Source organism: Butyrivibrio sp. AE2005, assembly GCF_000686965.1.
Taxonomy (GTDB): Bacteria; Bacillota; Clostridia; order Lachnospirales; family Lachnospiraceae; genus Butyrivibrio; species Butyrivibrio hungatei_A.
Map to the genome: position 1 here is coordinate 3,836 of NZ_KK366047.1, position 24,581 is coordinate 28,416.

The window sequence follows — 24,581 nt, forward strand, 5'->3', positions numbered from 1 at the left end:
GTAGAAGCTGTACGGTGCGAAAAAGAGAACGAGCACCACACAGAATCATCGTGTAGAAGCTGTACGGTGTGAAAAAGAGAATATGCACCACACAGATTATTGGCATGGCCTCACGTAAGAAGTTTTCTTCGGCATTTTCGGAGGGACGGAGGGATAATGATTGTGCGCAGGTGACAGATTTTACTTATGAAACGAAAAGTGTTTATCGTTGCAAAGTTAAAATGATTCATATTATATTATAACTATGCTAACGTACGATTTTACAAAGGGGGAAGGTCCTCTTTATCAGAAGCTGTACAACTTTATAAAAGATGATATTACAAAGGGAGTTCTTTTGCCCGGAGAAAAGCTTCCGTCGAGGAGAAGCCTGTCGGAGAATCTTGGGATAAGCACGGTTACGGTTGATAATGCCTATGACCAGCTTGTGGAAGAGGGCTATATCAATGCGTTTCCCAAGAAGGGATATTTTGTAGCGGTAACTATGACGGTATCTTTTCCAAAGGAGAAAAAGCGCGAGTTTAAGATTGCGACAAAGAGATCGAAGGATGAGTACGACTTTGATTTTTCTTCAAGTCGCCTGGATGCGGAGTCTTTTCCTTTTTCCGTATGGGCGAAGCTCACGAGAGAAAACGTTGCGGGAAGAAGCGATAAGCTACTTGAGGTGTCTGAAAGTAGCGGCATATATGAGCTTAGAGAAGCTATAGCGGGGCATCTGTCGTCGTTTAGAGGACTTAATGTTTCACCGGATCAGATTGTCGTAGGGGCAGGAACTGAGTATCTTTACGGTCTTATCATCAAGCTCCTTGGAAAAGATAAGAAATACTGCGTTGAGGATCCCGGCTATCGCAAGATAAGCCAGATATACGAGACTGAAGGCGTTAGACACGCTTTTGGACGAATGGATGAATCGGGACTTCTTGTTTCAGAGCTTGTAAGGACAAAGGCGGATATAGCACATATAAGTCCTACGCATCACTTCCCTACGGGCATAACGATGCCGATAGGACGCCGCAATGAGATAATGGCGTGGGCGAGCGAGAAGGAAGGCAGATACATTGTTGAGGACGATTACGACAGTGAATTCAGGCTTCGAGGCAATCCGATACCGCCGATGCAGAGTATGGATAGGATGGATAAGGTCATTTACATAAACACTTTTTCAAAATCCCTTGCATCCACCATAAGAATTGGGTACATGGTGCTTCCGGAGCACCTTGCGGAGCGGTTCTATGAGAAACTTGCCTTTTATTCCTGCACGGTTCCAACGTTTGATCAGTATACATTGTCGGACTTTATCAAAAAGGGATATTTCGAGAAACACATAAACAGGATGCGTCATCAGTACACCAGAAAGCGTGAGAGTGTACTTGAGATAATAAAAAAAGAGCTTGATGGAATTGATTACAGGCTGATCGAGAACGATTCCGGACTTCATTTTATCTTGCAGCTTTTTACAAAGCAGACGGACAGAGATATTGAAGACAGGCTTAAAAAGAGCAAAATTAAAATATCAGCTGTTTCCGATTACTGCATGGAGACACCTGAAAAACAGCTCCAAGGCAGGTTTATAATAGACTATTCAAATCTTGATGTAGGTCTTTTGCCCGGTGCGCTGAAAGCGCTCAGAAAGTGCTTGTGAAAACTGGTATTTAAAAATAAAATATAATTACGTATTATACAAATACCAGTGAAGTGATATATTTTATCCTGAATTATTTAGTAAAAGGAGAAAAAATATGGATCAGGCACAAAACAATGACTTAAAGGGCTTTAAATATGCGAGATGGATCGCGCTGACAGGATTGTTTATGGGAATCAATATTATAATGTCGAGTTTCGGCATACCCGTTCCCGGAGGACACTTATATCTGTGCGACCTGATAATATGCACGGCGGCGCTTTTGTTTGATCCGCTTTCTGCATTCATAGTGGGAGGAATCGGATCTTTTGTCGGAGATATTCTCTTTTACCCGGCTCCCATGTTTGTATCGCTTGTTACACATGGACTTCAGGCGGCTGTCATTTCGCTCATAGTTAATTCGAAATTTGGCAGGAATAAAAAGACGCATTTTATTACGGCTTTGATTGCAACGCTTATTGGCGCTGTTATAATGGTTGTTGGATATACATTGGGCAAGATCTATGTGTATAGCACATTTGAATATGCCATGGTAAAGTTACCCTATGAGATAGCACAGGCACTTTTGGGAGTTGTCGGCTCGCTGTTCTTGTGCTTCAAACTTGGGCTTATCAAAATATTTAAGAGAATGGAATATGAATAAAGGGGATAATAACATGGATTTTAAAGAGATAACAGAGCAGAGCAGACAGGCAGTTACGGAGATACTTGAGAAAGCCGGTCTTACGCCCGGTTCGATTTTTGTGGTTGGCTGTTCATCAAGCGAGATATTGGGTGACCAGATAGGAACCGCGACAAATCTTGATTCTGCGAACGCAGTGTTTGACGGAATTGTTCCCGTTCTTGAGGAAAAGAAAATTCTTCTTGCGGCACAGTGCTGTGAGCACCTTAACAGGGCACTTGTCGTTGAAAGAGAGACGATGGAAAAGTACGGATTTGAACAAGTCAATGCGATCCCGCAACCAAATCATGCCGGCGGAGCTTTTGCAACCGTTTGTTATCAGAGATTCAAAAATCCTGTGCTTGTAGAATCTATTAACGGAAAGGCAGACGCAGGCATAGATATCGGAGGAACCATGATCGGTATGCATATGCATTCAGTTGTTGTTCCAATGAGAATATCTCTTAGAAAGATCGGAGCTGCTCCAATCATATGTGCCCGCCACCGTCCCAAGTACGTCGGCGGCCAGAGAGCCATCTACGACGAGAAGCTCATGTAAGGACAAGAGCAAGTCTAAGATTATATTAGTGGATGCGGTTTTGTTTTGAGAAGATATGAGATATTATACAAACGGCTGAAGTGTTTGTATAATATTTCATATCTGGTAAACGAAACATAGCAAACATCTTAAATTACTGTAAATATCAATTATCGTGCAATTCTTGTGATATAATATTTGTGATTGTACGATAATTGATATTTTTATTTGCGTTAATAAGGTACAGGTCGACAATTTTCGGAGGCTATAGAGACGTTATGAAGCAAATGGAAGATGTTATAACTATCGAAGAAAAAAATCATATAGATGAACTTACGGGACTGCACAATCTTACAGGTATCCTTGAGCATCTCCGGGGGCATGACAAATACTCTGCATCCGAAGATACAGTTATCATCTACATAAATGTTATGAATTTCAAGGTGTTCAATCAGAAATACGGCTTCGCGGGAGGCAACGATTTTCTGAGAGGAATGGCACATGAACTCAAAAACATTTTCCCTGATGAACTGGTTGCGCGAACAAGCGGAGATCAGTTTATTGTCCTTGGAAAATCCATTGATAAAGAAGAGCTTCTTGATAAATTGGATGATTTCAGAGAAGCCGTACATAATTACGAGAAGGGCCTTAAGATGAAGGTTAAGGCCGGTATTTACCGCGCCACGGGCACTGAGGAAGATCCCGTTATAATGGTCGACAGAGCCAAGATGGCGTGCGACGACATCATAAGAGTTTACGATAGAGACAACAACCTGTACACGGAGGAGCTGGACAAAAGAAATGAGCTTCGCCGGTACGTTATCGATAATTTTGAAAATGCTTTTAAACAGAGATATTTCCAGGTTTATTATCAGAAAGAAATAAGAGCGGTCACGAGAAAAGTCTGCGGATATGAGGCGCTTGCAAGGTGGCTCGATCCGACTTACGGTATCATTTCTCCGGCTGTTTTTATTGAGGTGCTTGAGAGCGTTCATCTTATACACAGGCTTGATATATACATGATAGATCAGGTTTGCTCGGATCTAAGGGATGACATAGATTCGGGATATGCCGTTGAGCCGATTTCCGTAAACCTCTCAAGGCTTGATTTTGAGCTTTGTGACATTATGAGTGAGATTGATAAGTGCAGGGCAAAATATGACATTCCCAAAAAGCTTCTCCACATTGAGGTTACGGAGAGTGCTATCGCATCCGGAGCAGATTTTTTGGGCAAACATATAAAGAAATTCAGGGATGCAGGATATGAAGTCTGGATGGACGATTTCGGCGCAGGATACAGTTCTTTTAACAACCTGAAAGATTATGACTTCGATGTTATCAAGATCGATATGGGCTTTTTGCGCGAGTTTGAGACGAATCAGAAATCGAGGATAATTCTTGCATCCATAGTAAATATGGCAAAAGAGCTAGGAATACATACGCTCGCAGAGGGTGTTGAGACGGAAGAACAGTATGAATTTCTTTTGAACATAGGATGCGAAAAGATGCAGGGATATCTTTTTGGCAAGCCTAAGCCTGTCTCTGAATTTGTAAGGAGTGTTGATTGCAGCTTTGAGAACAATGAGGAGTTTGATTTCAGCTCGTATTACGATGATATCGGTACAGTCAATTTCCTGAACAGCACGCCGCTTGAAACAAAGAGTATGGAGATCATGATAAAACTTCCGATTGCCATAGCGGAGCTACATGGCGATCAAGTGAGTTTTGTATACGCAAATGAAGCCTATATTGATTTCTTGAAGACTATAGGTGCGGAGAATCTGGACAGGGCAAATGAGATAGGAAGGTCCAAGGAAAGGGATAATGCCAGCGGATTTGCAAATATCCTGAAGATGGCGGAATCATCTTATAACCAGAGAAGTGAGGCCGACCTTGTTGCAAACGGTTATGTGATAAATACCAAGGTGAGGTTTCTTTCAAGACACGGGGAAAAAGCAGCATTTGCGCTTGTTTCACGAAACGTCACCGCGCAGAAGGAAGCACATTCCGCAGATGATTACAGTGCCGTGCTCATGCATCTTTTGAATTTGTATAACCGTATAGATCTGTTTAATGAGGAGGGAATGTTTGAAAATCTTTTCCTTTGCGGAAATCAGAAGGCTCTTTCGGATATAGAGAGAAAGGCCGTTTTAGCGGTGCAGATGTATTTGGATACGCATATCATGGAAGCTGACAGGGAACGGTTCAAAAAATTCTTTGATATCACTACCGTTCACGACCGGATTGAAAGTTCGGGCAAGCATTACCTCGTTGATTACTACAGGTCTGCGCTTCCCGGAGATGAGGACAGAATCCTGATGTACATCATTCTTCCTTTCCACTATAATGGTAAATGGAGATTCATTGCGGGATGCAGGTATATGGATGAACTTGATGAGCTGAAAAGAGTTCTTAAACAGATTGAGAGCACTTGACCGTGAATCTTTAAAAAGGCAGATTGAGGTGGCAGAGCATAAATGCTTAGGTTTTGTTTTGGGGCATCCGGTGCGGGGAAGAGCACGGGGCTGATAGAAGAGATAATTAAAAGAAGTTTTAATAACACCGGTAATGATTTTTTACTTATTGTTCCGGATCAGTTTACGATGCAAACGCAGAAGGATGTGGTAAGAATGCACCCTTCGCATGCGATAATGAACATTGATGTATTGAGCTTTGGACGTCTTTCACACAGAGTTTTGGAAGAGACGTCTAAAAGCTCTTTTTCTGTGCTCGATGATGTGGGAAAGAGTCTTGTATTACGCCGAGTAGCCGATATTCTGGGTGACAGACTTCCCGTAATAGGCGGAAATATGCATAAGCCCGGATATATCGATGAAGTTAAGTCCACAATTTCAGAGTTTATGCAGTACGGAATAGGAGACGAGGCGCTTGCCATCCTTGAGGAAAAGAGCTCTTCCAAGGCTGCACTCAATTCCAAGATAAAAGATCTTAGACTCCTTTACGGAGAATTTCTTCGCTACATCCAAGGAAAATTCATAACTACAGAAGAAACGCTTGATATTTTATGTAAGGCGATTCCAAAGTCACCTCTTTTAAAAGACAGTGTCATTGTATTCGACGGATTCACAGGTTTTACGCCGATTCAGTACAGGGTTATAAAAGAGCTCCTTCGGGTATCAAAGGAAGTGTGTGTGTCCCTTACTATCGGACCTAATGAAAATCCGTACGCAGGCTCTTTTGAAGAACAGGAACTGTTCATGCTCACGAAAAAGACCGTGCGTGACCTTGAGAAGATAGAATATGAGCTTTGCAAGGAAGCGGGTGCAATCTCGCAGGGAAGCCTTGATTTTGAAGCGTGGAGAAATATCAGAAACGACGAGATGAGCAAAAAGGCTTCGGGCGGGGATATCTTCATAAGAGATGAGAAGGTAATGAGGCTTAAGAATAACCCGCCGCTTGCGTTTCTTGAGCAGAATCTTTTCAGATATAATTCATGCAAGTACAGCAAAGAGCAGGATTCCATACAGATATTCGAGACGCAGACGACCGAAGAGGAAGTTCGTAGAACCATGATGAAAATCCGCTCACTTGTTAGGGATGAGGGATATGCATACAGAGATATCGCTGTGGTGTGCGGAGGTTTGAGCTCGTACGGTAATCTGGTGAAAAGAGCTGCGAGAAAGTTTGACATTCCCGTTTATATAGACCAAAACACCGGACTGCTACTGAATCCGTTTATCGAGTACATCACAAGTGCGATAAACATTGTTATATCGGGATACAGATACGAAGACGTATTTCATTATATGCGAAGCGGAATGACGGATTTCTCCAAGGAGGACACCGACATTCTTGAAAACTACGTAAGGGCACTTGGCATAAAGGGAAGAAAGCAGTGGGAAGACCGCTTTATGCGCAGGATGCCGACTAAGTTCAAGAGAAAAAAAGGCAAAGAAGACGATACATCGGAACTTGAGCTTATTGAGAAACTTGACGGAATGAGAGCTGCGATCAGTGCGGAGCTTAAGCCTCTTTTTGATGCAAAAGGAGGAACGGCTGCGGAGATCACGGAAGCTCTTTTCAAAATGATAGAGGGAAATGACTGCAGCACAAAGCTTGAGCGCTATAAAGAGAAGTTTGAAAAGTTCGGAGACAGGGAGAAGGCCAAAGAGTACGACCAGGTTTACAAGAAGGTTTCCGATATCCTGAAGCAGATTGCGGCGCTTATCGGGGATGATAAGCTGGAGCTTAAAGAATATAAGGACATTCTGAATGTCGGATTCGGAGATATTGAGGTTGGAACGATTCCTCAGGATGTGGACAGGGTCATTGTCGGAGATATTGAGAGAACGAGACTTCGTGAAATCAAAGCTCTTTTCTTTATGGGAGTCAACGACGGACTTATTCCGGCAAATACGGGTGGCGGAGGAATTCTTTCCGATATGGACAGGCAGTTTTTGCTTGACCTTGATACGGGAGTTGAGCTTGCGCCGACACCGAGACAGCAGATGTACATTCAGAGGCTCTATCTGTATATGAACCTCACAAAGCCTACGGACAGGCTTGTTTTGTCGTACTCTGAACTTGGAACCGACGGAAAGAGCGTGCGACCGGCTTATCTTATTTCGAAGATAGAGTCATTGTATGAAGGAATTGAGGTTGAGCGGCCTGAGGATGCGCCTTTTGAGGAGCAGGTTTCCTGTGTTAACGACAGTCTCGATAATCTTGCTGAGATGATGAGAGAATATTCACTCGGAATACTCGGAGATAAGGAAAAGACAGAGCTTTCAACGCTCTATGAGATCGTTGGAAAGAAGTATGAAGAGAAATCTCTTTTGGATAAGCTGACAGAGGCTGCATTTAAGCATTATGAAGACAAACCTCTTGCCAAGAATATTGCGCTTGCGCTCTACGGGGCAAATCTCGAGAACAGTGTGAGCAGACTTGAGAAGTTTGCTTCATGTTGCTATTCACATTTCTTAAGATACGGAATGGGGCTGTCCGAGAGAAAAGAGTATGACTTTGCTTCGGCAGATCTCGGAAATGTTTTCCATGAAGTCCTTGAAAAATATACAAGCGAGATTATAAACAGGAATATATCGTGGAAAGACTTGTCTAAAGAGGAGTCTGATGAGATATTAAATCGTGCCTTAACAGAAAGCGTCGATGCATACGGAGAGACCATCCTTTTAAGTAACGCGCGTAATGAATTCATGGTTGAACGCATAAAAAGGATACTTATAAGGACGGTTGATACGCTTAAATACCAGATTTCCAAAGGAAGTTTTGAGCCTGCGTATGTCGAGATGGATTTCAGGGAAGCGGGCAAAATCGAAGAGATCGATATAACTCTTTCGGAAGATGAGAAACGCGGAATAGTTGAGAGCATGAAATTGCACGGAAGGATTGACCGCGTTGATCTGTATGAAGATTCGGATCATGTTTATGTCAAGGTCATCGATTTTAAATCGGGCGGAAAAAAACTGAGTCTTGCATCGTTATATTACGGCCTTCAGCTTCAGCTCGTTATGTATATGAACGTAGCGACCGCCGCAAGCAAGAAAATCTATAACGGAAAAGAAGCCGTTCCCGCCGCTGTTTTGTATTATCATGTGGACGACCCGATGATAAGCGGTTCGGGAGATTTGCAACCGGACGTTATCAATAAAGAGATAATCAAGGCACTTCGTACGACCGGATTGGTCAACGGAAACAGGGATATCATAAATATGCTTGACAACAGCATAAACGGTACATCTGACGTTATACCGGTCGGCTTTAACAAGAGCGGAGACCTGACAGCGGCTTCAAGTGCCGTTTCAAATGAGGATTATTCCGCTATTTCCAAGTATGTAGATAAGAAGATCCGCGAATTCGGTAAGTCCATTTTAAACGGAGATATTAAGGTGAATCCTTATGAGATGGATGTAAAGGGATCTTGCAAGTACTGCGAGTATAAGGGAATATGCGGATTTGACGATAAGATTCCGGGATATTCCAGAAGAAAACTTGATCTTGACGATAAAGAAGCAATGGAGCTTATAAGGAATGAAAGTTGAGTTTACTGATGAACAGAAGGCGGTAATAAACGCCAGGAAATGTAATGTGCTGGTTTCAGCCGCCGCCGGATCCGGAAAGACGGCGGTTCTTGTCGAGCGCATCATACAGATGATAAATGAAGGTGTGGATATCGACCACCTTCTTGTCGTTACTTTTACCAAAGCGGCAGCTTCGCAGATGAAGGAGAAGATTACTCTTGCCATTCAGGACAAGCTTTTGGAGGATCCGGAGAATACACATCTGCAGAAGCAGGAGACGCTTATTCATAATGCCCAGATAACTACGATAGATTCTTTTTGCCAGTATATTATTAAAAATAACTTTAATTTTGTCGGGCTTGATCCGTCTTACAGTGTCGGAGATGAAGGTGAGCTCAGGCTTCTTCAGGAAGATGTTATGAAGAACATGCTTGAGGAAGAGTATACTAAGGCAAAAGAAGGCAGCAACGAAGATTTCATCTATTGCATGGAATATTTCGGCACGGGAAGCAACGACAAGGCCGTTGAAGAGTATATCGAAAGGCTCTATCGCTTTTCCATGAGTATGCCGTGGCCTGAGACTTATATCAAGGAGAGGGCGCTTGATTACGACATCGAGGGAAAGAATTTTGATGAGCTTGAATGGGTAAAAGAATGTGTTACTTCGGTAAAAAGAATGCTTCTTGAGGCGCAGGATAAGTTGAGCGCGGCTCATGAGCTGACTCTTTTGCCCGACGGACCGTATATGTACGGAGAGCTGCTTGAGAAAGAAGCGGAGATGATGGGGCGTGCTGCGGCTTACGAGTCGTATGATGAGCTGTATGACGCGGTAAGAGGGATTTCTTTTGACAGATTGCCTGCAAAGAAGGACGAGAGCGTATCGCCTGAGAAAAAAGAGCGCGCAAAGGAACTTCGTGACAGCGTAAAAAAGGACATAAAGAAAATCACCGAGAACTACCTGGTGCTTACGTCCGATATGGTCGCCGAACAGATGAAGCTTTGCGACAGGGCGGTGAAGGAGCTCTGCAGGCTGACTCTTCGTTACATACAGCTTTTTGATGAAAAGAAAAGAGAAGAGCGCCTGATCGACTTTTCCGATATGGAGCATTTTGCGCTTAATATTCTCATTGATTATGAGACGGGGGAGCCGACGCATGTGGCGCTTGAATATAGGGAATTCTTTAAAGAAGTTTTAATTGATGAGTATCAGGACAGTAATGCTGTGCAGGAGCTTATTTTGCAGGCAATATCAGGAATAAAAGCGGGATCCTCCGAGAGGTTCATGGTTGGTGACGTGAAGCAGAGTATTTATAAGTTTAGGCTTGCGCGTCCCGAGATTTTTATGAAGAAGCTTGCTACTTACAGTAAGGATGAGTCTGCAAGTGACAGGAGAATCGACCTTCATAAGAATTTCCGAAGCAGGGAAGAGGTTCTTGAGGGAACCAACTACATCTTCAGGAAGATAATGGGGAAGGATCTTGGAAGCGTTGAGTATGACAAGGACGCGGAGCTTGTGACGGGTGCGGGATATGACGAGCCCTCTTTTGACATGACTCCCGAGCTCATACTTATAGACGATCCCGAGGGGAAAAAAGAAAATGAGGCCCACGCGATAGGAAATAAGATACTTGAGCTCATGCGCGAGGATCCGGAGCTAAAGTTTAAAGATATTGTAATTTTGCTAAGGACGAACTCCGGATGGGACGATGTGTTTAAAAAAGCGCTGGAGGAACAGGGGATTCCCTCATATATAGAGTCAAAGAGCGGATATTTCGATGCGTGGGAAGTGTCTGTTATGCTGAATATTTTGTCGGTAATAGACAATCCTACCGTTGACATACCACTTGTTGCCGTAATGCATTCTCCTATAGGAGGCTTTACAGACGAGGAACTTGCACTTATTAAAATTACAATTAATAAAAATAAAGAGGACGATGCAGCATCTTCTTTGTATGAAGAAATATTGAAACTTGTTCGTAGAAACGGCGAAGATACGGGAGATATTCAAAATCAGTCGTTACTCAATAAACTCTCTGATTTTGTCTCACTTATAGAAGAACTTAGAGATATGTCCGCATATACCCCCGTACATGAGCTGCTTCAGTATATCATCGATGTCACGGGATTTGAGCTGATCGTAAGCGCCATGCCCGCGGGCAATCAGAGAAGGGCCAATATAGAGCTTCTTTTGTCCAAGGCTGAAAGCTTTGAAAAGACAAGCTTTAAGGGATTGTTCCACTTTGTCAGATACATTGAGCACATCAAGGTCGTACAGGTAGACTACGGCGAGGCAGGGATTATCGATGAGAACGCCGATGTTGTGCGCATCATGAGTATTCACAAGAGTAAGGGACTGGAGTTTCCTGTAGTGTTCGTTGCGGGAATGTCCAAGCAGTTCAACAAAATGGATACTAAGGGCAATCTCATTGCGGATATGGATCTCGGAATAGGTGTTAAATGCATCGATTCTAAGCTGCGTCTACGCTCAGAGACCTTAAAGCGGGTGATAATCGCAGATAAGATGAATACGGACAGTCTGGGCGAAGAACTGCGTGTACTTTACGTTGCACTTACGAGAGCAAAAGAAAAACTGATCATGACCGCTTCGGTCAAAAAACTTCCGGATGTACTTGCTAAGGAGCTTAAACGTCAGCCTGAGCTTGCACATGGAGTTTCACAGGGAAAAGAACTGATGCCTTTTTCGATAAGGTTATCGGCGGCGTGTTATCTTGATCTTGTTCTTCCTTCGCTTGTCAGGCATCCTGCGATATATGATATTGCCGAAAAGTACGGATTGTCGGAGCTTATAACGGATAAGTTTATGGACAACGAAGAAAGCGTGCCGAAATTCGCGGTTTCATCTGTAAGTGTAGATGAAATAAATGCCGGTAATGAGAAAGAGAGCGTTAAGGGGCTTATCCGTATGGACGGTATCGGAGCTTATTACGATAAGGAACTTGCGAAGAAGCTTGAAGACAAGATGGATGCGAGGTACGGATTTGAGCATCTTAAGGGGCTATATACCAAGACCACGGTTACGGAGCTTAAGAAACATATTCTGGAAGAGATGGGAGAGCACTTTACCAAAGAGGAAGATTATGGCGCAGAATATGATGATGGAAGAGGCGCCGGAAGCGAAAACGGAGGCAGAGCCGATGGGCTTGCGGGCGCAGAGCGAGGAACTGCGTACCATAGAGTTATGGAGCTTCTTGATTACAGTGTCGGAAACGGCATGGATGCGCTTGGTGTGTGGCTCGACGGTCTGGTTCAAAATGACAGGATAACCAGGGCATACGCTGACAGCGTTGAACTCAAGGACATATCAGCGTTTCTTGGAACGGGGCTCGGACAGCGAATGGCTACGGCTTTCAAGGCAGGCGTTCTCATGCGGGAGAAACCCTTTATGATGGGCGTTTCCGCAAGTGAGCTTGATAAAAAGTTCCCGTCTGAAGAGCTTGTCCTTATCCAAGGTATCATCGATGCTTGGTTCATAGAGGACGATGAGATTGTGCTTGTCGACTACAAGACAGATCATACCCGCGATTCGGCCGAACTTGTTAAACGCTACAAGATTCAGCTTGATCTTTATAAAAGAGCGCTGGAAGCGTCAACAGGCAAGAAAGTTAAAGATATATATATTTATTCCTTTGCACTTGGAAAAGAAGTGGCACTTTAAGACGGAGGAAGTGACTCATAAGGAAAGTGAGGCATATATGAAGCATAAGAGTGTGTATTTACTTGTTGCGACAGCTTTTTTGGCGGTCTGTGTAATGACCGGATGTGCAGGAAGCGGAAGCACCGATGCGGGTGTGACGGAAGAAACGGCCAAAGATGCAGCCGCGGCAAATGCGATTTTCTCTGCGGACAATGAGACTGAGGGTGGCGATTCATCGGACAGCTCGGCTACGGGCGAAGGTGAGGCAGAGCCGGAAGGCAAGGAGGTTGAAATGGAGACATGGAAAACTGCGATTGAGGGGCTTGCTGAAGACTTTATTTTTGGAATGGACGTATCTTCGCTACTTGTAGAGGAAAAAAGCGGAGTAAAATACTATGACTTTGACGGCAATGAGCAGGATGCGCTTAAAACCTTTGCAGATTCCGGCATTAACTACATCCGACTTCGAGTGTGGAACGATCCTTATGACGAGAACGGAAACGGCTACGGCGGTGGTAACAATGACCTGCCTACAGCAATCGAACTTGGCAAAAGAGCTACCGGCTACGGAATGAAAGTTTTGGTAGATTTTCATTATTCCGATTTCTGGGCCGATCCGCAGAAGCAGATTGTTCCCAAAGCATGGAAAGGTATGAGCTTGAGTGAGAAGTCATCGGCTCTTTATGACTATACAAAAGACAGCCTGGGACAGCTCTTTGACGCAGGCGTTGATGTGGGAATGGTGCAGATCGGTAATGAGATCAATAACGGCATGTCGGGCGAAACGAAGATTGAGAATGTCATTGAACTGTTAAAAGCAGGAAGCAAGGCTGTTCGTGAGATATCAAGCGAGCGCGGCAAAGATATAGGAATAGTGGTTCATTATACGGATATATCTCCGAAAGAAGGCGTTTTGGCGCTTATAGAGAAACTTGTAAACGGCGGGCTTGATTTTGATATGATGGGACTTAGCTATTATCCGTTCTGGCACGGTGATATGGATAATATGAAAAATGTTATCAAGTATATCGGCGAGCACTTCGGTAAGAAAGCGTTCATCGCGGAGACTTCATATTGCTATACTTTAGAGGATGGCGACGGTTTTGGAAACAGAGTTTCAAAGAGTGATCTTGTGGAAGGTTATCCCGCAACTATCGAAGGACAGGCCTCTTATATGCATGATCTTTATCAGAACGTAAACAGCGCGGGAGGCCTCGGCGTATTCTATTGGGAAGGAGCTTGGCTTCCTGTAGGGCCTGCAAACGCTGATAACTCATTAATCTGGGAGAAGTACGGAAGCGGCTGGGCGAGCAGTTTTGCTTCAGACTATGACAAAGATGCTGCGAAATATTACGGCGGAAGCTCCTGGGATAATCAGGCATTCTTTGACTTTGGCGGACATCCGCTTGAATCAATTAAGGTGTTTAAGTACATGAAGTAGAGCTATTTTGGGGAATAAATAGTAGTATTGGCTCTCATGCTATTCGTGCAAATTATGAGGATTGCATTAATTATGTTTGTGTAGTTAAATATTAAATTGTATCTATTTTTTTACTGAAACAGGAGAGAGTTTTTTGATATGCAACTTATTGCGAACATAATAGATTTTTTTGCCGCAATGATACAGATTGGGACAGGCGCGGTAAAAAAGAAGTCCAAAATACTGATATTACAGATAGTCCAGCTTCTGATGCAGGGAGTGGCTATGCTGCTTTTGGGAGGCATAACCGGTGCCGTAAACAACGTACTTTCATGCGTAAGAAACTTCATCTGCTATAAAGAAAAACTCAACCTTCTGTGGAAGATATTCTTCATAGCGGCATCTGTTGTTATGACAATCCTGCTTAACAATCAGGGCTTACTTGGAATAATCCCTGCAGCGGTATGCATAGTATATATTCTGTTTATGGACGTGAAAGATCCTCTCAAATTCAAGATGCTGGTAATGCTTACCTTCATCCCATGGCTCATCTATCATTTCATACTTGGTTCCTATACCGGCGCAGCTTCCGATGCTGCGACCATCATCGCCAACATAGTAACCATCATAAAGATGAGAAAAGAAAAAGCCGCACAGGAGAACTGAGAGTATCACATCGAAAAGTGAGAAGTGAGCGGCAGGGCTGCAGTCTTTTTGCTGCATTTCATCGAAATTATATTGGCCGGGGGGTGGATATATGCTGCGCGAAGTTGTCTGAGCAGATGCACCTAAGAATTACCATCTGTTCATGCAGATTCGTTATATCCTCTTGTTTTTCTGAAGGTCAAATCACTTTCCTTATTGCATGCTTCGAAAAGAACTTGCAGGACGCAAATAAAACCTATATAGGTCATGGTCATACGGCGCGTAGCGCCTAAAACAAATAAAAGCACAAATTCCGAGCTCTATGAGTTCGGAATTTTGTGCTTTATATTTGTTATAATAGTCCGCGTTGCGGACAATGACCATGACCGTTTAACTGTATAGAAGCGTCCTGCTTCAGACATCTTTCTCCGCATGCAGGAAAGTGATTTTTGACCTTTTGAAAAACAGACGAGGCTATAAAAATCATCTGCATGGACAGATGGAAAATTCTTGGTGCATATGTGAGTTTATGAAGCGCAGCATATGTTTATCCAATCCCACGGCCAATATAATGTTTTGAGATGATACAGCAAAAAGACTGCAGCCCGCTTTTTACTTCCACTTTTCGATATCCTTCTTTTCGAGGATGACCATGAGAAGATTATTCTCGGTGAGCTTGTGAGAAGGATTGATATATCTCCAGTTGCCGCCTTTTTCTTTGATAGCTGCGACGTTCATGTTGTGTTTTTTACGAAGATCGAGCTCGATAAGACTCTTTCCAAGCCATGCGTTTCTTGGCTGCAATTCAACCATGCAGAGGTTATCGTCAAGCTCGAAGTAATCGTGGATTGACTGTGAAGCAAGAATCCTGGCTGAGCGCACACCGCCTTCTTTCTCGGGATCGACAATCTTGTCTGCACCGACTCTCTGAAGAATAGTGGCCATGCGGGAAGAAGAGGACTTTGCGATTACAAGCGGAACGCCCTTTTCTTTTGCAATAGATACCGCCATGATGCTTGCTGCTATATTGCCGCCCATTGCGGTTATAACGATGTCCATGTTCTGGAGCCCGAGCGCCATAACTTCGTCCTCGTTCTCAAGGTCTGCGCATACTGCGGAAGTTACCTTGGATGAGATGTCTCTTATACGTCTTTCGTCTTTGTCTGCAACGAGTACGTCTTCACCGATTGCATACAGGCTCTTTGCCACGCTGCGTCCATATTTTCCAAGTCCTAAGACTGCTACTGATTTTTTCACTTCTATACCTCCGTTTATCCGACGTAAAATACTCCCTCGGAGTAGTTGATGTTGTTTTTATTTGATTCATTTCCGGAAAAGAACGCCACCATCGAGATGGGACCTGTTCTTCCGAGGAACATTGCAACTATTATTATGATCCGTCCTATAGGATTAAGCGCTGCCGTAAGATTTCTCGATAAACCGACGGTTCCGCATGCACTTATAACTTCAAACAATGCATCCTCCATCGGAACGGGATTAAATACCGAAAGAAGTACCGCGAGTGTGAGAGTTGCAAAAACGCTGACATAAACAACTGCGGCCGCCTTTCTCATCGAATCCACAGAAACACGCTTGTTGAAGATGACGTTCTGATTCGCGTTTTTTACATAAGAGCGCACATTCATAAAGAGCAGGAAAATTGTGACCGTCTTGACACCGCCCGCAGTTCCGATCGGCGAACCGCCTATGAACATGAATAAATATGAGACAAGGCAGGACGCAACCGTCAGGTTTTCCTGTGGAATAGTGGTGAATCCGGCAGTTCTAAGTGTGATCGACTGGAACAGGCTGTTTACCAGTTTCTGCCCAAAGCCCATGTTTCCTATGGTTCCGGGATTGTTATACTCGGTCAAAAGAAAAATAAGCGTGCCGCTCGTTATAAGTATAATCGTAAAACTGAGAACGAGCTTACAGTGCTCGGAGAATCTTTTTACCATAATGATGGGAGAGAATCTCTTTTTCATACCTTCTTTTATCGAATGAAGAACGTCAAACCAAACGACAAAGCCAAGACCGCCCATGATTATAAGAATCATGGTAGTTGCCATAACAATCGGATTTTCTCTGTAATTGGCAAGGCTGCCCTGCCCGATAACGTCCATTCCTGCGTTACAAAATGCCGATACAGAGTTGAAAATCGAGATCCACAGGCCTTTAATAAAGCCAAATTGCGGGATGAATACAAATGAATAGAAAATCACGCCGAGGCCTTCCGTTATGAAAGTTCCTTTTATTACCCTGGTAAGGAATCTGAGCAATTTTGTTCCCGAACTTAGATTAAAAGAGTCCTGAAGAAGCATTCTGTCACCGAGCGAAAACTTTTTGTGCGTTATAAGCATCAAAGTAGCGGCGATAGCTATCATTCCAAGGCCGCCAATCTGAACAAGTATCAAGATGATCAGCTGGCCAAAAAAACTCCAGTGTGCGTAAGTGTCAACGACCACAAGTCCCGTAACGCAGACCGACGTTGTTGCGGTAAACAGCGCGGTCAGAAAATCCGTGGGTTTTCCGCTTGCCGATGAAAACGGTAGCATAAGAAGCAGCGCTCCTACAAGGATTGTTATAAGAAAACTCACCGGAATTGTATGTGCCGGCGATAATTTTTTTGGTTTTGATATTTTATCTTTAGTTGATGAAAACAAGTCAATATTTCTCCCTGTCTTAATAACATGAAAAAGGCTGCGAAAATAGATTCGCAACCTTTAATGTTTTATTGTTATTATAAAAGCTGTATTCCGTTATTTTTTGCTTCTTCTGCCATCTCATCGGGCCAGATTGAACACTGAACCTCTCCGATATGGGCCTTTCTTAAGAAGAACATGCAGATTCTTGACTGACCGATTCCTCCGCCGATAGTGTAAGGAAGTTCCTTATTAAGGATTGCTTTCTGGAAAGGAAGCTCGGCTCTTTCTGTGCAACCTGCTTTCTCAAGCTGAGCCTTAAGTGAGTTCTCGTCTACACGGATACCCATACTTGATAATTCAAGAGCAATGTCAAGAACAGGGAAGTATACGATAATATCGGCATTGAGTGCCCAGTCGTCGTAGTCGGGAGCTCTGCCGTCGTGTTTCTCACCTGATGCAAGGAGGTCACCGATCTGCATGATGCATACAGCGCCCTTAGCTTTTGCAATGTAGTACTCACGCTCTTTGGGAGAGTACTCGGGGAACATGTCCTCAAGTTCCTGAGTTGTGATAAAGAAAATATCCTCAGGAAGGATTTCTTCAATATAATCGTACTGGATAGACATGAATTTCTCAGTCTTTCTGAGTACTTTATATACGTCTTTTACAGTTTCTTTAAGGAAATCAATATTACGGTCTTCTTTATTTATAACCTTTTCCCAGTCCCACTGGTCAACGAAGATAGAATGGATATTATCCGGAACTTCGTCACGGCGAACAGCGTTCATATCGGTATAAAGTCCCTCGCCGACATTGAAGCCGTACTTTTTAAGCGCATATCTCTTCCATTTAGCAAGAGAGTGCACGATTTCGGCAGGACGTTCATTTTCGTTGAGGATATCAAAAGAAACAGGACGCTCAACACCATTGAGGTTATCATTAAGTCCTGATTCGGGTGTTACAAAAAGAGGTGCCGTTACTCTCTGAAGATTGAGTCTGTTTGAGAGCATGCCCTGAAAGAAATCTTTGACAGTCTTGATACCTACCTGTGTATCGTGGAGATCAAGAGCAGATTTGTAGTTCTTGGGAATTTTAAGGTTTTCCATAATCTTTTCCACTTTCTTATATAGTTTCCTTTTTCACAGGAAAAGCATTCCCATGAAAAAATGTCTCACAGTTAATTAAATCGCTTTTTCCCTCATATTGCAAGAAAAAAATGATTATTTATGCACCTTTACATCAGTCTGATGAAGATGAACCTGAAGACGCAGCTTCTCTGTCTTTTATCATGTGCTGAAGAGTTACAAGGATCGCGATGACTATCTTTTCATGTTCTGTCTTGTATATATCTATGCAGTATTTGTCGTGAATTGAGAACATCTTCTGGGAAATGACAGCGATTATCTCACCGTTTTCATCATATAATTCGAAGTTTAAGCCCAGAATGTTGCCCTTAAGCTGCCAACCGAGTCCGACAATGTTGGTAACGTCCTTGATTATGTGCATGAGCTCATTTGAAATCTCGAAAGATGCGCCGTTTGCCATATAGACATAGTGTCTCTCGTGAAGTGAAAAGAGCTTTCTTTCCACATGTGCGACCGGATTGCCGTAAGCATCGGTTATATCTGTTTTGTCATGAAGTGAAGGAAATTTGGTCGAAGCGTGATAAATGACGTTTTCATAGCCGTCTGTGATATCAATAAGCTTGTGCAGCGTGAAAATCTTTGAAGTAGTAAATAAAGAAACTGCGGGAGTGCCAAAGCGCTCAAGGTTGTTGACGTTTGCCTGTTGTCCCGCTTCTCTGAATCTATGTATCTTAGAAAAAACACCCATAAGAATTGCCTCCGTTTTTAATCAATATCATAAGTATAATATTAACACTGCATGCAGGTAAATTGAAAAAAGTTTATTGAGTGTATGGTATTCATTACTTATAATAGTTAGAAATGTTGATTGAAAGCGTTGCGTTGACAATTAATTGATCAAAAGTCTGCAAGACACTGTACTAAGAAAAGAGGGCGGCTATGGAAATCAGATTCTACGAAGAAAAACCGGACATTGAAACATACTATGAGCTCAGGGCTTCGGTCGGCTGGGAGAACTTCTGTAAGGAGCAGTCAGAAAAAGCTTTGACAAAAAGAGACTATTTTGTCCTTGCCAAAGATGGCGAAAAGGCAGTCGGTATGGGAAGCGTCGTAGGAGATGGCATGTACATGACCATAGTTGATGTGACTGTAAGACCTGAATATCAAGGTCGGAATATTGGGGCCGGTATAATAAATAAGCTTGTTTCACTTATTGAAAAGTCCGCTCCCAAGGGCGCAAGGCTCAGTATTCAGCTGATTGCCGCCAAGGGAAAAGAGGGCTTCTATGAAAAGATGGGCTTCACTGCTCTTCCGTGCGAGAATTCCGGCCCGGCGCTGAGGAAGCTTATATATACGTGAAAAGCCTATAGAAGTATTTTATAAGGGGCAAGATACTTTTATTTAGAATAAAGAATATGATATTCAATTTTAAAGACGTAGTGATGGGAGGCTTGAATGAAGGCGCTTATAATAAATTGCAGTCCTGTGAAAACAGGGGCTACGGCCACGATTGCAGGGATAGTATCTGCGGAGCTGGCCGATAGATATGAAGTAAAAGAGATATGTATAGATGATTACTCTTTTTCTTTTTGCAAAGGATGCAGAACCTGTCATACTACGGCAAAGTGCGTTATGGACGATGATGTGAATAAGATAATGCAAGAGTTTGACAGCGCAGATGTTATTGTTTCCGTTTCGCCGTCCTATTGGGCTGACATTCCGGGAGAGTACAAGGCTTTCATCGACAGATGCACGCCTTGGTGCAATACCCACGAGCCACATGCCAAGATCTCATCAGGTAAAAAGGGCTACAGCATCGCGCTCAGAACAGGCCCCGGAATGCACGAGTGCGAGAGAATTATCCAAAGCATCGAGCACTTCTACGGACATCTCGAGATTGAATCCTGCGGAAGTATAGGTTTGTGTTCTATAGAATATAAGGAAGACGTCGAGCCGAGGAAGCAGGAGATAGTTGAGTTCTGCAAGGGGATTTGAGCGATTTTTATGATAAGAAGAGCAAATGAACAAGATATATCAAGAATAGCGGAGATACTCGTATTTGTGAAAAGAATGAAGTATAGAACAATCTTTCACAATGATGAGTTTTCTTTTGGTGAACTGCAAGTACTGGATGTGGCTAAGCAGTACATGGAGTGCTGTGAAAGCAATGATTCTGACAGCCAACCGGCAAGAATATTAGATAATATTTGGGTTTACGACGACGGAATAGTTAAAGGCCTCATCCACGTTGAGGGCAGTGAGGTTGTCGAACTCTATGTGGATTATTTCTTCTGGGGACAGGGCGTTGGTTCTGCTTTGTTAAAATTTGCGATTAAAGAATTTAGCGTAGACAGGCTTTGGGTACTTGATAAGAACACAGATGCCATAGACTTCTACAAAGCTTACGGCTTTATTGAAAGCGGTAAGAAGCAGTTTGTTGAAGGAACTGAAGAGATTGAGATTTTGCTCGTCAGGGAAGTTTGAGAGCTTTGTGTAGATTGTTGATGTGACTATAATGAAGAATATAAGGCATATAGCGAAGCATGCGGTATCATATGGCAACAGAACTAGTCATTGTTGCAGATAAGTTACGAGGAAAAAGGCTTTGAATATTTTGATAATCAGGCATGGGACAGTTGATTATAATATAAGAAAATGGAGCAATTCGGAAGAAGTTAATCATGATTTTGAGGCGTACAATCATGCTCCTATAATTTCTGCAAAATATGATGTTCCGCAAAGGGATTATAAGACATATTATGTCAGTTCTTTACCAAGAACACTGGAAACGGCAAAAGCTGTGTTTGGAGAGCGGGAGTATATCGCTACAGATCTTATAGACGAAGTTCCTATATCCGCGAGTATAAGCACGAAATTAAAGATGCCTTTTGCATTTTGGAGTATTTCATGCCGTTTGCAATGGCTGTTTAACAGTAAAAGGCAGAAAGAAAGCCAAAAAGATACTATAATCAGAGCAGAGAAGTTTGTAGATGGCCTTATTGCAAAAAATGAAGACTGCGCAGTGGTTACACACGGTTTTTTTATGATTACTCTTTTGAAAGTAATGAAGAATAAGGGCTTTGTGGTTGCCGGAAAAACTTTAGGTTTTTCAAATGGTGAGTTTGTAGAAGTGAAATTATGAATTTGCAGAGAGTGTTATGCAGGAGCACAGTACAGAATTACCGGAAGATAGCTGTACGGTGTGAAAAACAAGAATGCCACCGCACGGAATAGCTGAAAAGAAGATGTACGGTGTGAAAAGCAAGAATGCCACCGCACGGAATAGCTGAAAAGAAGCTGTACGGTGTGAAAAGCAAAAATCGCACCGTACATAATAGCTGGAATGAAACCCTACGGTGCAAAAGCCAAAAATCGTACCGTACAGGATAGCTACAATAAAATCATACGGTGCAAAAAGTCAGAAACAACAAAAAGGCGCAACAGCAAGGAACAATAAAACATGAAAAACGAATTATACGAAAACACCACAAAAATAGATAATGTAAGAGCCATCCTGGTGGGGCTCAACACGGGCAGGAGCGATGATGAGTTTGAGCGCTCGATGGATGAGCTGAAAGAGTTGACGAAGGCTATAGACATTGAGGTTGCATCGACGGTGACTCAGTCGCTCAATGCTCCGGATAAAGGTACATATATAGGAAGCGGCAAGGTGCAGGAGATTGCGGCAGCGCTTGATGTGCTGGATGCAAGCATTATTATCTTCAACGATTCGCTTTCACCCATGCAGGTAAGGAATCTTGAGAAGATACTTGATACGGAAGTTATCGACAGGACGGGACTTATCTTGCAGATCTTTGCAAAGAGAGCGGGAACAAGGGAAGCAAGGCTCCAGGTTGAGTCGGCGCAGCTTCAGTACATGCTCCCAAGGCTTGTCGGAATGGGGAAGACTCTTTCAAGACAGGGCGGCGGAAGCGGAAGACTTTCAAATAAGGGATCCGGCGAGAAGCAACTTGAGCTTGACAGAAGACGTATAGAACACAGAATAAGTGAACTCTCAAACGAACTCAAAAATCTTGAAAAAGAAAGAACGACTCAGAGGAACAGAAGACTTAGATCAAATATTGCACGTGTCGCGCTTGTCGGTTATACAAATGCAGGTAAATCAACGGTTATGAATAACTTGCTTCGCTTGTATGGCGCGGAGAGCGCAGATGACAAAACTGTCCTTGAAAAAGATATGCTGTTTGCGACACTTGACACAACTGTCAGAAAGATAACTCCTACAGGAAGAAGACCATTTTTGCTTTCCGATACGGTAGGTTTTATAAGCGAACTTCCGCACGCACTTGTCAAAGCATTTCGGTCAACGCTCGAAGAAGCAAAGTATGCCGACGTTTTGTTGGAAGTGATTGATTTTTCGGATCCCGAATACAGATTCCATATGGAAATAACAGAGAAAACTCTTGCTGAGATTGGTGCAGGAGATATTCCTATAATATATGTATTTAATAAGTCCGATCTTGTTCAGAGAGAACAGGAGGAGAACGGACGCCTTATTATGGAGATTCCGAAGGCTTCGGGCGACAGAATCTATATCTGTGCAAAAGATGACGTTTCTCTTGATGAACTTATCGCAGCAATAGAGAGAAAGTTAAGCGAAGGTGAGAAGGAATGCGAGCTTCTTCTTCCTTATACAGAGGGAAGCATAGTGAATATCCTTGAAAACAGAGGTGTTGTGAAAGAGACGAAATATGAAACCTCCGGAATTCGCATTAAAGCGATGCTTCAAAGGGCTGATATTTCACAGTATAGTGAGTTTATAGTGAGTTGATTAAATGAATCGGAATAATATTACATAGAGCATAATAAAGAAGATCATCAGACGGAAATGGTTCGATGATCTTCTTTTATCTGTTGGAAAATGTTCTTTTATTTCTTGATGTAGCTTCGATTACCCAAGCTGGACGGCCTTTCTGATATCTTTTTCGTTTGCTTCCATCTTGATACGCTTGAGAGTGCTCTTAACAACGGGAATACACAGGATAATTACAGTAATGATACATTCAGGTACGATGTATGTTGCGTTGTAAGTGATGCTGTAAACAATCGGTGATGTTCCTTCGGGTGCATAGTAAGCAAAGAATATTACGCCTGATAATACTGCAAAGAAGTAACGACCGAGAACTCCGGTGATATAACCTTTTATCATGCCGTATTTCTTTTCATAGAATAATCCGCCAAGGCCAAGTGCGCCGAAGGCGAGGATATAGTCACAAAAAAGCTGTGGAATACTTACTATATAAGGGTCTTCAATGAGCTGTAAAAGCCCGTAAGCAATACCTGAAGCTATGCTGACTCTGGGACCGTAAATATATCCGATATATGTGACGAAAAACATGCTGAAAAGTGTTATTGAGCCGCCCATCGGGAGCTTTGCAAATTTGAAGTGAGAAAGAACGAATGCAAGAGCAAGGCAAAGTCCGGATACCGTGATCTGCTTGATGCTAAGTTTTCCCTTGCCGTCCTTATTTACGAAGAAGCTCATTATTGCAAGTGCAGCAAGTATCATAAATACCAGACCTACATATCCCATGGGAGTTAAATTGTATACCACGCCCTCATCAGATGAGATTTCTTCAAGAAAAAGATTCATTGCTTTTTTCCTCCTTAATGGCAAGCCACATTGAAAAAATGTAGTCTTATATTCAAGTTGTGATTTTATATCAATTAAACTATCAGTATTGCGATTTGTCAATGTTTTCGGGCATTTGTTCAATATTTTACATTGGGAAAAGAAATCCGGGTAATAATAAAGACATAAATTCTCCGCAATTTTTTCACAGTATTTTAACAAATTTCCATTTACATTTCCTTTCAGAGCATGTATATTTTTATAGGTTAAATTTAAGTAGTGCAAGTGGTACAGAAAGGAAGTAACATTTGATGTTAGGATGTATTAAGAGAAACATTATGTTGAGCCCTAATCAGGTACAGGACTTCGTCAATGCCGCAACTAAGTGTGACTTCGATATAGATATATATTATAACAGATATGTTGTGGATGCTAAGTCGATCCTCGGAGTATTTGGACTTGATCTTTCACAGACTCTTACAGTAGAGTATCGCGGATACAACAGCGATTTTGAGAATTTTTTACAGAAATTGGCAATTGCCAGCTAATTGAATGAAACGTTCATCATTTGATTAATTTTGAACGATTCAGTATACTTATCATGAGAGGTTGAGTAATACCTTTCAAATAAGAAAATAATTGTTCATTGTGGTAGTAAAGCTCTCCATGGTATAAAATATGCCATGGGGAGTTTTACTATT

At 42.7% G+C, this 24,581-nt stretch carries 19 protein-coding genes; 14 read left to right on the forward strand and 5 right to left on the reverse strand.

Translation table 11 applies throughout. The features are described 5' to 3' along the window. The first annotated feature begins 244 nt into the window (after positions 1 to 244). The 8 genes from pdxR to DL92_RS0117465 all read left to right on the forward strand — a co-directional run bounded on the left by pdxR (position 245) and on the right by DL92_RS0117465 (position 14,578). Positions 245 to 1,639, forward strand: coding sequence for a MocR-like pyridoxine biosynthesis transcription factor PdxR (gene pdxR, locus DL92_RS0117430; protein WP_026654068.1), 1,395 nt, complete (start codon positions 245 to 247; stop codon positions 1,637 to 1,639). A 97-nt stretch (positions 1,640 to 1,736) separates the two neighbouring features. Then, positions 1,737 to 2,282 carry an ECF transporter S component gene (locus tag DL92_RS0117435; RefSeq protein WP_034461875.1) on the forward strand — a complete coding sequence of 182 codons (546 nt, stop codon included), beginning with the start codon at positions 1,737 to 1,739 and terminating at the stop codon, positions 2,280 to 2,282. After that, complete coding sequence (locus DL92_RS0117440) at positions 2,275 to 2,859, forward strand: TIGR01440 family protein (protein ID WP_242827250.1); 585 nt, start codon at positions 2,275 to 2,277, stop codon at positions 2,857 to 2,859. Before DL92_RS0117435 ends, DL92_RS0117440 begins: the two co-directional genes overlap by 8 nt. 257 nt (positions 2,860 to 3,116) lie before the next feature. Continuing rightward, the gene (locus DL92_RS19860) at positions 3,117 to 5,273 is read left to right on the forward strand and encodes a bifunctional diguanylate cyclase/phosphodiesterase (protein WP_051199251.1); all 2,157 of its coding nucleotides are present in this window, start codon (positions 3,117 to 3,119) and stop codon (positions 5,271 to 5,273) included. Positions 5,274 to 5,315: 42 nt separating this feature from the next. Then, entirely contained in the window at positions 5,316 to 8,858 is a 3,543-nt protein-coding gene (locus DL92_RS0117450) for a PD-(D/E)XK nuclease family protein (protein ID WP_026668437.1), read from the forward strand. Beyond that, positions 8,848 to 12,513: a helicase-exonuclease AddAB subunit AddA gene (addA, locus tag DL92_RS0117455; RefSeq protein ID WP_026654072.1), complete on the forward strand. Its 3,666-nt coding sequence runs from the start codon at positions 8,848 to 8,850 to the stop codon at positions 12,511 to 12,513. Before DL92_RS0117450 ends, addA begins: the two co-directional genes overlap by 11 nt. 37 nt (positions 12,514 to 12,550) lie before the next feature. Beyond that, positions 12,551 to 13,933: a glycoside hydrolase family 53 protein gene (locus DL92_RS19865; protein ID WP_081811957.1), complete on the forward strand. Its 1,383-nt coding sequence runs from the start codon at positions 12,551 to 12,553 to the stop codon at positions 13,931 to 13,933. A gap of 138 nt (positions 13,934 to 14,071) precedes the next feature. After that, a complete protein-coding gene (locus DL92_RS0117465; protein WP_026654073.1) occupies positions 14,072 to 14,578 on the forward strand; it encodes a YgjV family protein in 507 nt (168 codons plus the stop codon). Between the two features lie 591 nt (positions 14,579 to 15,169). On the opposite strand, the gene DL92_RS0117470 is transcribed toward DL92_RS0117465, so the two are convergent. The 4 genes from DL92_RS0117470 to DL92_RS0117485 form a co-directional block, all read right to left on the reverse strand. Further along, positions 15,170 to 15,814 carry a potassium channel family protein gene (locus tag DL92_RS0117470; protein ID WP_026668438.1) on the reverse strand — a complete coding sequence of 215 codons (645 nt, stop codon included), beginning with the start codon at positions 15,812 to 15,814 and terminating at the stop codon, positions 15,170 to 15,172. A 14-nt stretch (positions 15,815 to 15,828) separates the two neighbouring features. Further along, a complete protein-coding gene (locus tag DL92_RS0117475; protein ID WP_330371130.1) occupies positions 15,829 to 17,154 on the reverse strand; it encodes a TrkH family potassium uptake protein in 1,326 nt (441 codons plus the stop codon). Between the two features lie 143 nt (positions 17,155 to 17,297). Continuing rightward, a complete protein-coding gene (gene asnA / locus DL92_RS0117480; protein WP_026654075.1) occupies positions 17,298 to 18,308 on the reverse strand; it encodes an aspartate--ammonia ligase in 1,011 nt (336 codons plus the stop codon). Positions 18,309 to 18,441: 133 nt separating this feature from the next. Next, positions 18,442 to 19,035: an LURP-one-related/scramblase family protein gene (locus DL92_RS0117485; RefSeq protein WP_026654076.1), complete on the reverse strand. Its 594-nt coding sequence runs from the start codon at positions 19,033 to 19,035 to the stop codon at positions 18,442 to 18,444. A 191-nt stretch (positions 19,036 to 19,226) separates the two neighbouring features. On the opposite strand from DL92_RS0117485, the gene DL92_RS0117490 reads away from it, so the two are divergent. The 5 genes from DL92_RS0117490 to hflX all read left to right on the forward strand — a co-directional run bounded on the left by DL92_RS0117490 (position 19,227) and on the right by hflX (position 23,079). Then, entirely contained in the window at positions 19,227 to 19,646 is a 420-nt protein-coding gene (locus DL92_RS0117490) for a GNAT family N-acetyltransferase (RefSeq protein ID WP_034469691.1), read from the forward strand. A gap of 96 nt (positions 19,647 to 19,742) precedes the next feature. Next, positions 19,743 to 20,282 (forward strand): flavodoxin family protein, encoded by a 540-nt coding sequence (locus tag DL92_RS0117495; protein WP_026654078.1) that lies wholly within the window; start codon positions 19,743 to 19,745, stop codon positions 20,280 to 20,282. A gap of 9 nt (positions 20,283 to 20,291) precedes the next feature. After that, positions 20,292 to 20,771, forward strand: coding sequence for a GNAT family N-acetyltransferase (locus tag DL92_RS0117500; RefSeq protein WP_026668441.1), 480 nt, complete (start codon positions 20,292 to 20,294; stop codon positions 20,769 to 20,771). Between the two features lie 121 nt (positions 20,772 to 20,892). Beyond that, positions 20,893 to 21,429: a phosphoglycerate mutase family protein gene (locus DL92_RS0117505; protein WP_026668442.1), complete on the forward strand. Its 537-nt coding sequence runs from the start codon at positions 20,893 to 20,895 to the stop codon at positions 21,427 to 21,429. 318 nt (positions 21,430 to 21,747) lie between these two features. Next, positions 21,748 to 23,079, forward strand: a complete 1,332-nt coding sequence (gene hflX, locus DL92_RS0117510; RefSeq protein WP_034469694.1) for a GTPase HflX — start codon at positions 21,748 to 21,750, stop codon at positions 23,077 to 23,079. Between the two features lie 120 nt (positions 23,080 to 23,199). Here hflX and thiT read toward each other — a convergent pair whose 3' ends face one another. Continuing rightward, positions 23,200 to 23,901 (reverse strand): energy-coupled thiamine transporter ThiT, encoded by a 702-nt coding sequence (thiT, locus tag DL92_RS0117515; protein ID WP_026654082.1) that lies wholly within the window; start codon positions 23,899 to 23,901, stop codon positions 23,200 to 23,202. Positions 23,902 to 24,218: 317 nt separating this feature from the next. On the opposite strand from thiT, the gene DL92_RS0117520 reads away from it, so the two are divergent. Next, positions 24,219 to 24,428, forward strand: a complete 210-nt coding sequence (locus DL92_RS0117520) for an HPr family phosphocarrier protein (protein WP_242845883.1) — start codon at positions 24,219 to 24,221, stop codon at positions 24,426 to 24,428. The last annotated feature ends 153 nt before the right edge of the window (positions 24,429 to 24,581 follow it).

Coding starts and splice junctions, on each gene's coding strand:
- DL92_RS0117500 (WP_026668441.1), top strand. CDS start 20,292: ATGATAAGAAGAGCAAATGAACAAGATATATCAAGAATAGCGGAGATA.
- DL92_RS0117440 (WP_242827250.1), top strand. CDS start 2,275: ATGAATAAAGGGGATAATAACATGGATTTTAAAGAGATAACAGAGCAG.
- DL92_RS0117495 (WP_026654078.1), top strand. CDS start 19,743: ATGAAGGCGCTTATAATAAATTGCAGTCCTGTGAAAACAGGGGCTACG.
- DL92_RS19865 (WP_081811957.1), top strand. CDS start 12,551: ATGAAGCATAAGAGTGTGTATTTACTTGTTGCGACAGCTTTTTTGGCG.
- thiT (WP_026654082.1), bottom strand. CDS start 23,901: ATGAATCTTTTTCTTGAAGAAATCTCATCTGATGAGGGCGTGGTATAC.
- DL92_RS0117485 (WP_026654076.1), bottom strand. CDS start 19,035: ATGGGTGTTTTTTCTAAGATACATAGATTCAGAGAAGCGGGACAACAG.
- DL92_RS0117450 (WP_026668437.1), top strand. CDS start 5,316: ATGCTTAGGTTTTGTTTTGGGGCATCCGGTGCGGGGAAGAGCACGGGG.
- asnA (WP_026654075.1), bottom strand. CDS start 18,308: ATGGAAAACCTTAAAATTCCCAAGAACTACAAATCTGCTCTTGATCTC.
- hflX (WP_034469694.1), top strand. CDS start 21,748: ATGAAAAACGAATTATACGAAAACACCACAAAAATAGATAATGTAAGA.
- pdxR (WP_026654068.1), top strand. CDS start 245: ATGCTAACGTACGATTTTACAAAGGGGGAAGGTCCTCTTTATCAGAAG.
- DL92_RS0117435 (WP_034461875.1), top strand. CDS start 1,737: ATGGATCAGGCACAAAACAATGACTTAAAGGGCTTTAAATATGCGAGA.
- addA (WP_026654072.1), top strand. CDS start 8,848: ATGAAAGTTGAGTTTACTGATGAACAGAAGGCGGTAATAAACGCCAGG.
- DL92_RS0117520 (WP_242845883.1), top strand. CDS start 24,219: ATGTTGAGCCCTAATCAGGTACAGGACTTCGTCAATGCCGCAACTAAG.
- DL92_RS0117465 (WP_026654073.1), top strand. CDS start 14,072: ATGCAACTTATTGCGAACATAATAGATTTTTTTGCCGCAATGATACAG.
- DL92_RS19860 (WP_051199251.1), top strand. CDS start 3,117: ATGAAGCAAATGGAAGATGTTATAACTATCGAAGAAAAAAATCATATA.
- DL92_RS0117490 (WP_034469691.1), top strand. CDS start 19,227: ATGGAAATCAGATTCTACGAAGAAAAACCGGACATTGAAACATACTAT.